Genomic DNA, 12,353 nt, shown 5'->3' on the forward strand with positions numbered 1-12,353 from the left:
TGAAATCTCAGGCGACGGCCTGCGCCGCGCGGACGGTGTCGGCATCGAAGCGCGCGACCCAGCTGGCATCGCGCTTCTCGCGGAAGGCAGCGACGCCCTCGGCGCCTTCGTGCCGCATGCATTGGGCAAACAGGTGCGAGGCCTCGTCGAGCAGCGGCGAGAGTGACGAGGACGCTTCGCGACCGCAGCGGCCCACCAGCGTCTTGAACACGCGGTTCGCGTTCGGCCCGCAACGGCCGATGCGCGTCAGCCATTCGGCGATCAGCGCATCGAGTTCGGCGCTGTCTTCGGCAAGCTGGTCGACCAGGCCGATGGCGACGGCCGACTGGCCGCTGACGCGCTCACCGGTCAGCCCGAGGCGGCGCGTCGCGACTGCACCGAGACGCTGCACGACGAACGGCGCGATCTGTGCGGCAATGATGCCCAGCGTGGTTTCCGACAGTGCAAAGCGCGCGTCGCGCGTGGCCAGCACGATGTCTGCCGCGCACGCCAGCCCCATGCCGCCGCCCATTGCAGCGCCGTCCACGGCGGCAATCACGGGCACCGGCAGCACCGACAGGCGCTCCATGAAATAGCCGAACTGGCGGTTGCGCGTGGCGACCGGGTCCTCCTGGCTGGCCTCGGCCTGCAGGCGCGCCTGGAAATTGCCGACGTTGCCACCGGCGCTGAAGATGCCGCCGGCGCCGCGCAGCACCAGCGCGCGGACTTCCGGGTCGGCCTCCGCCTGTCCCACCGCGGCGGCCAGCGCCGCCACGACTTCAGGCGCCAGCGCGTTGCGCGTGGCCGGGATGTTCAGCGTGGCGAACAGCACGCCGCCGGAGCGGCGAACGATCACGCCGTCGTTCTGGGAGGTGTCTGGCATGGCAGTGTCTCGTCGAGTGTGGAAAGACACGCGCTCAGCCGCGCGACATCAGGCCCATCTGCTTGGCGATGACCTGCAGCATCACCTCGTCCGCACCGCCGCCGATCGAGCCGAGGCGGAAATCGCGATACGCACGCGACGCATGGTTGTCCCACGTGTAGCCCATGCCGCCCTGGAACTGCATGCACCAGTCAGCCACCTCGCGCGACAGGCGCCCGGCCTTGAGCTTGGCCATGGACGCCAGCTCGGTCACTTCGCCGCCGTTGATGTAGGTCTGCGTGGCGACATAGACCAGCGCGCGCAGCGCTTCCATCTCGGTCTTCAGTTCCGCCAGCTTGAACTGGATGAACTGGTTGTCGAGCAGCGGCTTGCCGAACGCGATGCGCTGGCGCAGGTAGTCCGCGGTCTCCTCGATCAGTGCGGTACAGGCCAGGCGGCGCGCGGCACCGTTCAGGCGTTCTTCCTGGAACTGCTTCATCTGGTAGATGAAGCCCATGCCCTCTTCGCCGATGCGGTTGCGCACCGGCACGCGCACTTCGTCAAAGAAGATCTGCGCGGTGTCGGAGCACCACATGCCGAACTTCTTGATCTTCTGGATTTCCACGCCCTTCACGCGCTTGCCGTTCTCCTTGAGCGGCACCACGATCAGCGACTTGTTCTTGTGCACGGGGCCGTCGGACGTGTTGCACAGCAGGCAGATCCAGTCGGCCTGCGTGCCGTTGGTGATCCACATCTTGGAGCCGGAGATCACGTAGTCGTCGCCGTCACGGCGTGCGCGCGTCTTCAGCGATGCCACGTCGGAGCCCGCTCCGGCTTCCGAGACGCCGATCGAGCACACCATGTCGCCGGCAATGGCGGGCGCCAGGAACTCGCGCTTGAGCGCGTCGGAACCGAACGCGGTCAGCGCCGGCGTAGCCATGTCGCACTGCACGCCAACGCCCATGCCGATGCCCTGCGCGCGCGCATAGCCGAGCGCCTCGGCCGCGGCGATCGCGTAGGAGAAGTCGAGCCCGAGGCCGCCGTATTCCACCGGCTTGGTAATGCCCAGGAAGCCGAGGTCCCCCATCTTCTTGAACAGTTCGTGCGCCGGGAAGATCTCGGCGGCTTCCCACTCATCGACATGCGGATCGATTTCCGCCGACACGAAGCGGCGGATGCTGTCCATGATATTGCGGTGGTCTTCGGTGTACAGCATGCTGGTCTCCAGGAATTCTTGTTGGCTTGTTGGCTTGATATTCGTTGATGGCTCAGAGGCGTGCCACGCCAAACTGCATGGCACGCGGCTCGCGGCGGCTGGCTTCGCGGGCGGTGGCCAGCACGAAGGCCAGCACGGCACGCGTGTCGCGCGGATCGATCACGCCATCGTCCAGCAGCAGGCCGCTGGTCACGAAGGCGCTGGCCTGGCGCTCGAAGTTGGCGACGATCTCGGCGGTCTGCGCCGCGAGTTGCGCTTCGTCCACGGCCTTGCCTTTGCGCTCGGCCTGCTGGCGCGCCACGATCTCCAGCGTCATGGCGGCCTGCTCGCCGCCCATCACCGCGGTGCGCGCATTGGGCCACGAAAAGCAGAAGCGCGGATGGAAGCCCCGGCCGCACATGCCGAAATTGCCCGCGCCGAACGACGATCCGCAGTAGATCGTGATCTGCGGCACGGTGGAATTGGAAAGCGCCTGGATCATCTTCGAGCCGTGCTTGATCATGCCCGCCTCTTCCGAGGCGCGCCCCACGATAAAGCCCGTGGTGTTCTGCAGGAACACAATCGGCGTGCCCGACTGGTTGCAGAGCTGGATGAACTGCGCGGCCTTGGTCGCGCCGGCCGGGTCGATCGGGCCGTTGTTGGTAATGAAGCCGACCGCGTGGCCTTCGATGCGCGCATGGCCGCAGACGGTGCCGGGGCCGTAGTCTGGCTTGAACGGCAGCCACGCGGAATCGTCGACGATGCGCGCGATGACTTCGCGCATGTCCACGGGGCGCTTCATGTCGAGCGTCATCACGCCATCGAGTTCGGCCGGGTCCAGGCGCGGCGCGCGGACCGGCTGCGCCGGAGCAAGAGCCACATCAGGCCAGTCCAGGCTCGCCACGATATCGCGCGCGGTGGCAATCGCATGCTCGTCGTCTTCGGCAAGGTACTCGGCCAGGCCGCTCACGGTCGCGTGCAGGTCGGCACCGCCGAGTTCCTCGTCGGTCGCAATCTCGCCGGTCGCGGCCTTGAGCAGCGGCGGGCCGGCCAGGAACGCGCGCGCGCGGTTGCGCACCATGACCACGTAGTCCGACAGGCCCGGCATGTAGGCGCCGCCAGCCGTGGACGAACCGTGCACCACGGTAATGACCGGCAGGCCGGCCGCCGAGAGGCGCGCCAGGTTGTAGAAGATGCTGCCGCCGCGGATGAACTTGTCGACGCGGTACTTGCGCAGGTTGGCGCCGGCCGATTCGACCAGGTGGATGAACGGCAGCCGGTTTTCCAGCGCGATCTCCTGGCAGCGCATGAGCTTCATGTTGCCGGCCTCGGTCATGGCGCCGGCGTCGATGCCCGAGTCCGTCGCCAGCACCATGCAGCGCACGCCGCAGACGATGCCGATGCCGGCCACGAGCGAGCCGCCGGGAATCGACGTCTCATGGTTCGGGTCGTCCATGCCGAAGCCGGCCAGCGTGGCAATGGGCAGGAACGGCGCGCCGGCGTCGAGCAGGCGGCCGATGCGCTCGCGCGGCAGCAGCGCGCCGCGCTTGGCAAAGGCCGGGCGGGCGCGCTCGGAGGCGGCCACGGCGCGCTGCTCCAGGCTGTGCAGGCGGTCGATCAGGGCCTGCATGCCGGCGCGCTGGCTGGCAAACGAGTCGGAGGACGGGTCGATGCGTGTCTCGATGGGAATCATGGCGCTGGCTTGGTTGGCGTGATGGGAGGATTGCAAACCACCGCGCCCCGCGGGACAACATCAATCGCTCAGTTTGTGCATAATGTGCACGCCCAACCCAATGCTCCCCGACCGGAAGCCGCCCGCGCATGCCTGCCAAGCCATCTACGCCCAGTGGGGTCCAGAGCCTCACCCGCGCCTTCGCCCTGCTGGAACTGCTCGCCGAGCACCATGAAACCGGGTTAACCCTGCAAGAACTGGCCATCAAGGCCGAGATCGACCGCACCACGGCCCACCGCATGGCCCGCTTCCTGGAGGCGGCTGGCTACATCGAGCGCGAGTCGGCCAGCAAGCGCCTGTACCTGGGCACCACGGCCATGTCGCTCGGCCTGCGCGCGATGAACCGCCCGCCGCCCGGCAGTGTGCTCGTGACCAAGATGAAGGCGCTCGCGCGCCTGACCGGCGACGCCGTATTCCTGATCGTACGCATCGGCGACCACGGCCATTGCCTGCACACCGAGGAAGGCAGCCACCGCATCAAGTCCTTCCACATGCTGACCGGCAGCTCGCGCCTGCTGGGCCAGGGCACGGGCAGCATGGCCTTGCTGGCGCGCCTGGACAACGACGCCGTGCGCGCGCACTACGAACGCCACCGCGCCGAGTACGAAGCCAGCGGCCGCAGCCTGATGAAGCTGATGCGCGGCGTCGAACGCAGCCGCACGTGCGGCTACGCGCTGGCCGGCGCCGATGGCGTGGCCGGCGTCGGCTATGCACTGCCGATGGCCATGCACGCCGACGCGGCCATCAGCATTGTGTCGGCGGCATCACGCATGCCGGTGGCGCGCCGGCACGAGATGGGGCAGATCATTGGCGGGATGTTTGCGGGCGAGTGAGGCGCGCCCTGCAACGTGCGAACGATGCCGCTGTGCAGGGCAGGTTCGCATCCGGGGGAATCCCCGTCGTCATCCCCTCAGGAGAACGGGCGGCTTGAATGAAAAGGCTGCGGGAACAGCCTCTTCGTTCAAGCGCTGGAGGGCGTCGGTCCGCAGAATCAGCAGACCGAAACACTCTCCAGGAGCCCATCATGTCTCGCATGTCAGACCGCCTCCGGCGGGCCATTGACGCCGAAATCCAACTCGCACGCACCGCCGAGTTGCGCGGTGAGTTTCACACCGCGTTCCGGCAACTCGAACGTGCTCATGTCCTCGCGCAGCGGTCTACCGCGCATCACGTGCGCGTCCACTGGCTGATGCTGCGGTTTGCCATGCGGAACCGCCTGACGGGGGAAGCCATGGGACAGCTATGGCGTGTTGGGGCCGCCGCGCTGCTGACGCGGGTCGGCTTGCTGCCGTGGGGAAACCCGGGCGGATCTGGCGTGAGCGGCATCACGCCGTCCCCGGTTGCACCCGACCTGCAACGTGTCATCGACAGCGCCCAATGAAGGCCAGCCCCATGCCATCCCCCGCCCGCGCCCTCTGCGCACTTGCGATGTTCTCAATGCTTTTTGCCGGCTACGGCTGCAGTACGCCGCCGCAGGACCTCGACCTGTCCCGCGACAAGTTCACGAACGACGGCCGCTACAGGGTCGCGATCCTCGCGCCGACGCCGGCGCCTGCCATCAACCAGATGCATGCCTGGACGGTCAGGCTGACCACGCCGGAAGGCCAGCCGGTCAGCGACGCCCAGTTCTCGGTGGCCGGCGGCATGCCGCAGCACGGCCACGGCTACCCGACGCAGCCGCGCGTCACGCGCGGCCCCGAGGCAGGCACCTACCTGCTCCAGGGCATGAAGTTCAGCATGAGCGGATGGTGGGACCTCAAGCTGGGCATTCGCGCGGCGCCAGGCCCCGACACGGTGGCGTTCAACATCGTTGTCGACCCTGCTTCGCAGCGCCAATGATGAAGTCCCGCCTGAAGGCCGTCGTGGCGATTGGCGGCGCACTCATGGCAATCGCCCTCGCGTTGCGGGTGTCGGCATCCCCGCCGCAATCCGCGTTGCGTGACCCTTGGCTGCCGGATGACCTGCGGACACTCGCGAGCCTGCAACTGGACCCATCCAGGCCGCGCCCCGCGGACCCCTCCAATGCCTACGAAGCAAGCGGCAATGCGGCCAGTCTTGGCCGCGCGCTCTTCAGCGACGCCCGCCTGAGCCGCAATGGCCGTGTCTCGTGCGCAAGTTGCCATCAGCCGAACGGCCAGTTCGAGGATGGACGTCCCGTGGGGCTTGGCATTGCCACAGGCACGCGCCGGACCATGCCGGTGATGGGCGCGTCTGGCGCCCCGTTCCTGTTCTGGGACGGCCGCAAGGACAGCCTGTGGTCGCAGGCACTGGGACCCATGGAGGACGCCGCCGAGCATGGCGGCAATCGGGTGCGCTTTGTCCGGATCATGCAGGCGAACTACGCGACGCAGTACGCGCAGGTCTTCGGGCCGCTGCCGGCCATGCCCGCGCTTCCGACGGATGCCTCGCCACTGGGCACGCAGGAAGAGCGGGCGGCCTGGGCCGCCCTGCCGTCCGCCACGCGCGAACAGGTGAATCGCGTGTTCGCCAACATGGGCAAGGCCATCGCCGCCTATGAAAGCCGCGTGCGATATGGTCCTTCGCGTTTCGACCGCTATGTGGGATCCACCCTCGCCGCGGATCGCCGCGGACAGGACGTGCTCACTGCGCAGGAGGTGCGCGGACTCAGGCTGTTCCTCGGCAAGGGACAGTGCATCACTTGCCACAACGGACCAATGCTGAGCGACCAGGCGTTCCATAACACGGGGATACCACCGTTGAACCCCGCACGTCCGGAGCGCGGGCGGGCCGACGCCATCCCGAAACTGCTGCGCGACGAATTCAATTGCCTTGGACCATTCAGCGATGCCAGCCCCGAACAGTGCGCGGAGCTGAACTTCCTGGCAAAAGACGATCCTGCCCATCTTGGCGCCTTTCGCACGCCGAGCCTGCGCAATGTCGCAGAACGAGCGCCTTATATGCATGCCGGGCAGTTCGCCACGCTGACTGACGTGGTCCGGCACTACGCGAAAGCTCCGCCCGCGGCAATTGGGACAAGCGAACTGGCACCCGCTGGCGAGGCACCGGGATCACGGCAGGCAATCCGGCTGTCGCCGCAGGACGTCGAAGACCTGGCTGCATTTCTTGGCACCCTGACCGGCACCATCGATCAGCCCCGTTAGGAGGACGGTGCACGCATCCGTTCGCTCAGCGGCCCTTTCATCTGCATCGCGGACGGTGCCAGTCCGAACATGGTCCGGCACGTGCGCGACAGATGGGCTGAATCGGCAAAGCCGGCGGCGTGCGCGGCACTGGCGAGGTTGTCGCCGCGCATGAGGATTTCCCACGCTTTCAGCAGCCGGCGCCAAAGCTGGTAGGTCCGCAGCGGCATCCCGGTTTCTTCGACAAAGACATGGCGGAACCGGCTCGGGGACAGGTGCACGACCGCCGCCACGTCTTCGAGCGCCAGCGTATTGCCATCCTGCGCACGGAGATGCTCGATCGCCGCCAGCACCCGTGGATCCGATGGCACGTGCGGGATGGTCCGCGACAGCGAACTCACCAGTGCCTGCGCGGCGCCTTGCACGGCTTCGGCAGTCCGGGTCAGGCGCCACGCCTGCTCCAGCGCCGGGACCACGCCAGCCAGCATCTCTTCGCTCAGGAACTCGACCTGCCCACCCATCCTTGCCGACAGCGCGCGGCCCTCCTGCGTCTCCGGCTCGATGAACAGCACCGCGCTCCAGTCGCACGACGAGACATCGATGCTGTGCACCGCGCGGGACGGCACCAGTGCGCCATGGCAGGCGATCGATGGTCCGCGATGGCCCGACTGGACCTGAAGACCCGAAGGCGCCCCAATCACCAGCTGGATCGCGTAGTGCGAGTGCGGCGCGACCGCGCCGCCTCCGGAACCGATGAACAGGCAGCCTCCAGTCCAGGCAACGTAATCGCCCTGGTATCGCGCGGGCGCCGTCCCGGAGCGCTGCACACTGTCCTCCGTGTTCGCCGGGTCGGTCGGGCTCCCTTGGGAATCGCGTCGGGTCATGCCTTGCTTAGCTGTGGGGTTTTGATGGTTCGGCGGATTGCCTCCCAGTAGAAGCTTCACGCGCCGGCGCTAGTGTCGCATGGCACGCGCGCAGGAGTGCACTGCACCGTTCAGGGCAACCGGGCCATCAGCCGGTCGCGCAGCGACGGCGGCAGCACGAGCCTGCCTTTGCCGTCAGCGGCAGCCGCATCGAACACCAGCACGCTGCGATCCCAGTGCAGGCGGACCGGTCCCGAGTTCGGGACGGTGCGCTGGGCCAGCACGACATTGCGGCCCGCGCTGTACACGCGCACCAGCACCTTGTGCTGCGAGAGGTAGCAGTACTCCGCTTCATACCTGGCGGAAGCATCCGGCATGGGCAGGCGCCGGCAGTTGTGGGCGCCGGCGCGCTCCCAGGCACCGCTGCCATAGACGATGGCCGTCCACATCGCGCCCAGCGCCAGCCCGCAGCGCGTGACGGCGGCAGCGAGCCGCATGGCGCGTTCGCGTCGGCCTTCGCGCCGCGAAAACACGAACCACACCGCACGCGCCACGCCGAGCACCAGCACCAGTACCGCCACCCCGGCCAGGTGGAAATAGAACGATGATTCCGGCATGGTTGCCATGGCATGGCTCATGACCGCTCCCCAGACAAGCGTGGATGGAAACCCAGACTCCGTCATTCATTCCGCGCACACATGAAATTCGCGTTTTAATTTTGATTAATTCATTATTCCCGCGCGGAATTCAAATAATAATAATCGCGACCATGGATATTTAAATCCGGGGAATTACGGTGCATTACCGTGAATTCCAACGCATCATGGCAAACGAGAGAAGAGCCTCAACGCTATTTGCAGGCACTCGCCAGCAGCATAGCGCGAAATTCGTGCGCGGTCGGCACAAACACTTCCGCAAGCGCGCCCGTCAGCCTGACGTCTCCGCCGCGCGCCACGGTTTCCAGTCGTTGCGCGAGCCGCTGGAAGCCTTCGCAGCGGGCCAGATGCGCCGATGCTTTCACGCGGTGTGCGACGCTGCGCCACGTTTCCAGGCTGTCGTCTTCCGTCTGGAGCCGATCGAGGTCCGATTCTGTGGATGTCGCAAGCGCTTCCACCAGTTCGGCGGCGAGCGTGGCGTCGCCGAACGTCTGGCTGGCGATGGCATTGGCCAGGCCTGCGCGCTCGCTGACCGAAATGGCCACGTATTGGTGTCGCGCCAGCAACCTGAACAAAGCCTCTTCCGTCATGGGGTCACTCAGCACGTCGTCGCACAGTGTCGATACGTCCTCCTGCGCGGGGCCGACGCAGACCAGCAGCGCGCCCTGCCGGCGCGCGCGCTGCAGCAACGGCGTGGCGACAATCTCGGGCGGGGCCAGCATGACGCGCGGCACGGCAGCCGCCAGTAGCGCCTCGGCTTCCGTGGCCGTCACGCATTGCGCCGGCAAACCCGCATCGCTCAGATACTGCGTGGCCGGTTCGATCCAGGCGCTGCCCGACGTGGCGAGGATGAATGCGCTATGCATGGGAATCTCCATCAGCCGATGGCAATGTGGTTGCGCCGCGCGAAATCGATCACGTCGACGAGCGACCGCGCGCCCAGCTTTTCCATGATACGGGTCTTGTGCGTGCTGACCGTCTTGTTGGAGATAAACAGCACTTCGCCGATCTGCTTGTTGGACATGCCCTTGGCCAGCATCTGCATGATCACGAGTTCCTTGTCAGACAGGCTGCCCAGCCGGCGCGTTTCATCCAGCCCGTCGGCGCGTCCGCCATCGACATCCGGCATGACCGAGTACCCCGCCAGTACGGATTCGACGCACCGCACGATCTCGGGCAATTCCTGGGTCTTGCTGACATAGCCATTGGCGCCGGCCTGCCGCGCACGCGGCGCGAAGGTATTCTGGTCCTGTCCGGAGATCACCAGGATGCGCACGCTGGGCTGGATGGCCTTGAGGCGCGGGATGACGTCCAGGCCATTGATGCGGGGAATGTCGAGGTCGAGGATCACGACGTCTGGCGCATACTGGCGCACGATCTCGACAGCAGCCTGGCCATTGTCCGCTTCCAGCACATGCGTCACGCCGAGGACCTGCGACAGGTGCGTTTTCAGCACGACGCGTACAGCAGGATGGTCGTCGACGATCAGGATTGTGGCCACGGCAAGCACTCCATCGCTAATGGCATTGGGCATTGCCTGACGAACAATCCGACAGGCATTTATGGTCTGGCACATCATTGTGCTCAGCATTTTTCCGCGCAGGCGCAGGAAATTTCCGAGCGCCTGTACGACTTTTCCCGATTGACCTTCACGAGCAGGATCCTGCACCCGCCGACCTCCCTTGCGCACTGCAACGGCGCGCGGACAGTCGCCTCATGATGCGCCTTACCGCGCCCATCGGGCAATGCATGCGCGCAGGTCGTCCATGCGAACGGGCTTGGCGAGGCAGGCGTCCATGCCCGCGTCGTGGCATTGCCGGGCCACTTCCGCGCCGGCAGAAGCGGTCAGTGCGACGATCGGCACGTCGGCATTGGCGCCCGGCCCGGATGCCCGGATCCGGCTGGCCAGTTCGAAGCCGTCCATGCCGGGCATCTGGCAATCGGTCAGTACCAGCGCAAAACGCTGTTGCCGGAGCTGCTCCAGCGCGGCTTCGCCCCCGGACGCCACCGTGCAATCCTGCCCCAGCATCTCCAGTTGCCGGCGCATGATGACCTGAAATGGCAGGTGGTCTTCCACCACCAGGATGGCCTTGCGCACCTCCAGCGGCTCTATCGGCGGCGGCGGCCCTGCCGGCCCTGCGACGGTCTGGAGCGCAGGGCTCGCGGCCACCGGCAACGTCACGCACAGCACGATCGTGGTGCCCGCCCCAGGCTGGCTTTGCAGCGTCAGCGTGCCGCCCATCCGTTCCGCCAGGCGACGGCAGATCGCCAGCCCCAGCCCGCTGCCGCCAAACCGGCGCGAAATGGAGCTATCTGCCTGCGAAAATGGCGCGAACAGCTGCTCCTGCTGCCCGGGCGCGATACCCACGCCGGTATCAGCGACGCTGAGCGACACACGCTGGCGCTCCCCCATGTCTTCGAGCAGGTCCAACCGCACGGTGATGCCGCCCTGCGCCGTGAACTTCACCGCATTGCCGATCAGGTTGAGCAGGATTTCCTTGAGCCGGGTGGGATCTCCGAGCAAGGCGCCGGCAACGCGCGCATCGGCTTCGAACGCGAACGCAAGCCGCTTGGCTGCGCCCCCCGGCCCGTGCACCTGCATCACCGACTCGACGAGGGCGCGAGGATCCAGCGGCAACAACTCCAGCGTGAGTTGTCCGGCCTCCAGGCGGCTGTAGTCGAGAATGCCGTCGAGGATTTCCATGAGCAGGCGCGCCGCATTGTCGGCCAGCGCGACCTCGCTGGCCTGCTGCGGGTTCATCGGGCTGCCGCGCAGCAGTTCCAGCGCGCCGATGACCGCTGCCAGCGGCGTGCGGATTTCGTGCGTCATCGTGGCCAGGAAGCGCGCCTTCGCCTGTGCGGCGTTTTCCGCGGCCGCGCGCGCCGCCGCCAGCGCTTCGAGCTGGCGATGCTCGTCGGTCGCGTCGCCGGCATAGCCGCTCCAGCGCAACTGTCCGGATGGCGCACGCACCGGTGCGCCCACGAACAAGCGCAGCCACCGCGTTTCGCCGTCGACAAGAATCCGGAGTTCGAACTGCGCGGCCGATTGCGCGGCAGCGGACTGATGCAACGCGTCGGCCATTTTCAAGCGGTCATCGGGATGGATCGACGGGTATTCGCCATCGACCACGGCGAGCAGCCGCTCGGCGGACCAGCCGCGATACCGCTCCGCCTTCGCGGAAAAGTACGAAAACCAATACCGGCCACCCGGCTCCGCGCAGAGCTGGAACGACGCCACGGGCAAGGCGTCGGCAATCTCGTCGAGCAGGCGCTTGGCCCCGAGGGCGGCCTGTTCGGCGGCGAGCTGGGCGGTAATGTCGATGGTCGCGGAAACGGTGCCTGCCTGGGTGCCGTCCGGCAGGCGCAGCGGCTGCGTGGCAAACAGCAGGTCATGCCAGTCGCCGGCGGCATCACGCACGCGCAGCGTCTCGTCGACCCGCTGGCCAGACGCCCGCGCGCGCGCGATCGGCGATGCCACGGCAGCAACGATGTTGGGCGGCACGCCGGCGTCTTCCATGGTCTTGCCCAGCATCGTCTCGCGGCGGATGCCGAGAAAATCCTCAAGCACCGCATTGACCGCGACGAAGCGCCCGCGCTCGTCCCGCGCCGCGATCGGATATGGCGCGGCATCGATGATGGCGGCCAGCACATCGCGCTGGCTGCCCAGCGTTCGCAGGCGCCGGTGCCAGTGCAGCAGCCAGGCGGCCATCAGCACCAGGCAGGCTGCCAGCAGGCCAGTGATCGCGGTCGGCGCAGTCAGCATCGGAAAACTCCATCGCAGACAGGTAACAGACAGGTAGGGCAAGACAATGATAGCGTTGCCCGGTGGCTTGCCAGCCGCTCGGCCCGGTGACCGCGACGGCATTCGGCTAGCGTGGCTGCCGTCTGAATAGGAATTTTCCCCAGCCAGACTCCGACGCGTCTGAAACTGGGGCGATGCAGGCATCCATAGAGTCATGGATCGC

The 12,353-nt window shown here is 66.9% G+C and carries 12 protein-coding genes; 4 read left to right on the top strand and 8 right to left on the bottom strand.

The features are described from left to right. Nucleotides 1-7: 7 nt before the first annotated feature. Genes KHO41_RS13810 through KHO41_RS13820 form a run of 3 tightly spaced genes read right to left on the bottom strand, consistent with a single transcriptional unit; the run spans nucleotide 8 to nucleotide 3,729 of the window. Entirely contained in the window at nucleotides 8-862 is an 855-nt protein-coding gene (locus tag KHO41_RS13810; RefSeq protein WP_211953846.1) for an enoyl-CoA hydratase/isomerase family protein, read from the bottom strand. 34 nt (nucleotides 863-896) lie between these two features. Continuing rightward, nucleotides 897-2,057, bottom strand: a complete 1,161-nt coding sequence (locus KHO41_RS13815; protein WP_211953847.1) for an acyl-CoA dehydrogenase family protein — start codon at nucleotides 2,055-2,057, stop codon at nucleotides 897-899. 52 nt (nucleotides 2,058-2,109) lie between these two features. Next, a complete protein-coding gene (locus KHO41_RS13820; RefSeq protein WP_211953848.1) occupies nucleotides 2,110-3,729 on the bottom strand; it encodes an acyl-CoA carboxylase subunit beta in 1,620 nt (539 codons plus the stop codon). 128 nt (nucleotides 3,730-3,857) lie between these two features. Here KHO41_RS13820 and KHO41_RS13825 point away from each other — a divergent pair, with 128 nt between their 5' ends. The 4 genes from KHO41_RS13825 (at nucleotide 3,858) to KHO41_RS13840 (ending at nucleotide 6,890) form a co-directional block, all read left to right on the top strand. Further along, complete coding sequence (locus KHO41_RS13825) at nucleotides 3,858-4,601, top strand: IclR family transcriptional regulator (protein ID WP_211953849.1); 744 nt, start codon at nucleotides 3,858-3,860, stop codon at nucleotides 4,599-4,601. A 191-nt stretch (nucleotides 4,602-4,792) separates the two neighbouring features. Next, nucleotides 4,793-5,149, top strand: a complete 357-nt coding sequence (locus tag KHO41_RS13830) for a DUF3703 domain-containing protein (RefSeq protein WP_211953850.1) — start codon at nucleotides 4,793-4,795, stop codon at nucleotides 5,147-5,149. 11 nt (nucleotides 5,150-5,160) lie between these two features. Next, nucleotides 5,161-5,607, top strand: coding sequence for a FixH family protein (locus KHO41_RS13835; RefSeq protein ID WP_244873834.1), 447 nt, complete (start codon nucleotides 5,161-5,163; stop codon nucleotides 5,605-5,607). Beyond that, nucleotides 5,604-6,890: a cytochrome-c peroxidase gene (locus tag KHO41_RS13840; protein WP_244873835.1), complete on the top strand. Its 1,287-nt coding sequence runs from the start codon at nucleotides 5,604-5,606 to the stop codon at nucleotides 6,888-6,890. Before KHO41_RS13835 ends, KHO41_RS13840 begins: the two co-directional genes overlap by 4 nt. Here KHO41_RS13840 and KHO41_RS13845 read toward each other — a convergent pair. The 5 genes from KHO41_RS13845 to KHO41_RS13865 form a co-directional block, all read right to left on the bottom strand. Next, a complete protein-coding gene (locus tag KHO41_RS13845; RefSeq protein ID WP_211953851.1) occupies nucleotides 6,887-7,753 on the bottom strand; it encodes a helix-turn-helix domain-containing protein in 867 nt (288 codons plus the stop codon). The two genes, KHO41_RS13840 and KHO41_RS13845, sit on opposite strands and share 4 nt — an antisense overlap. A gap of 110 nt (nucleotides 7,754-7,863) precedes the next feature. Further along, nucleotides 7,864-8,370, bottom strand: coding sequence for a hypothetical protein (locus KHO41_RS13850; protein WP_211953852.1), 507 nt, complete (start codon nucleotides 8,368-8,370; stop codon nucleotides 7,864-7,866). 212 nt (nucleotides 8,371-8,582) lie between these two features. Then, complete coding sequence (locus tag KHO41_RS13855) at nucleotides 8,583-9,254, bottom strand: Hpt domain-containing protein (RefSeq protein ID WP_211953853.1); 672 nt, start codon at nucleotides 9,252-9,254, stop codon at nucleotides 8,583-8,585. Nucleotides 9,255-9,265: 11 nt separating this feature from the next. Beyond that, on the bottom strand, nucleotides 9,266-9,889 hold the full coding sequence (locus KHO41_RS13860) for a response regulator transcription factor (RefSeq protein ID WP_211953854.1): 624 nt from the start codon (nucleotides 9,887-9,889) through the stop codon (nucleotides 9,266-9,268). A gap of 225 nt (nucleotides 9,890-10,114) precedes the next feature. Beyond that, the gene (locus tag KHO41_RS13865) at nucleotides 10,115-12,151 is read right to left on the bottom strand and encodes a hybrid sensor histidine kinase/response regulator (protein WP_211953855.1); all 2,037 of its coding nucleotides are present in this window, start codon (nucleotides 12,149-12,151) and stop codon (nucleotides 10,115-10,117) included. Nucleotides 12,152-12,353: the final 202 nt, after the last annotated feature.

Origin of the sequence: Cupriavidus numazuensis (genome assembly GCF_905397435.1) — a bacterium.
Taxonomy (GTDB): Bacteria; Pseudomonadota; Gammaproteobacteria; order Burkholderiales; family Burkholderiaceae; genus Cupriavidus; species Cupriavidus numazuensis.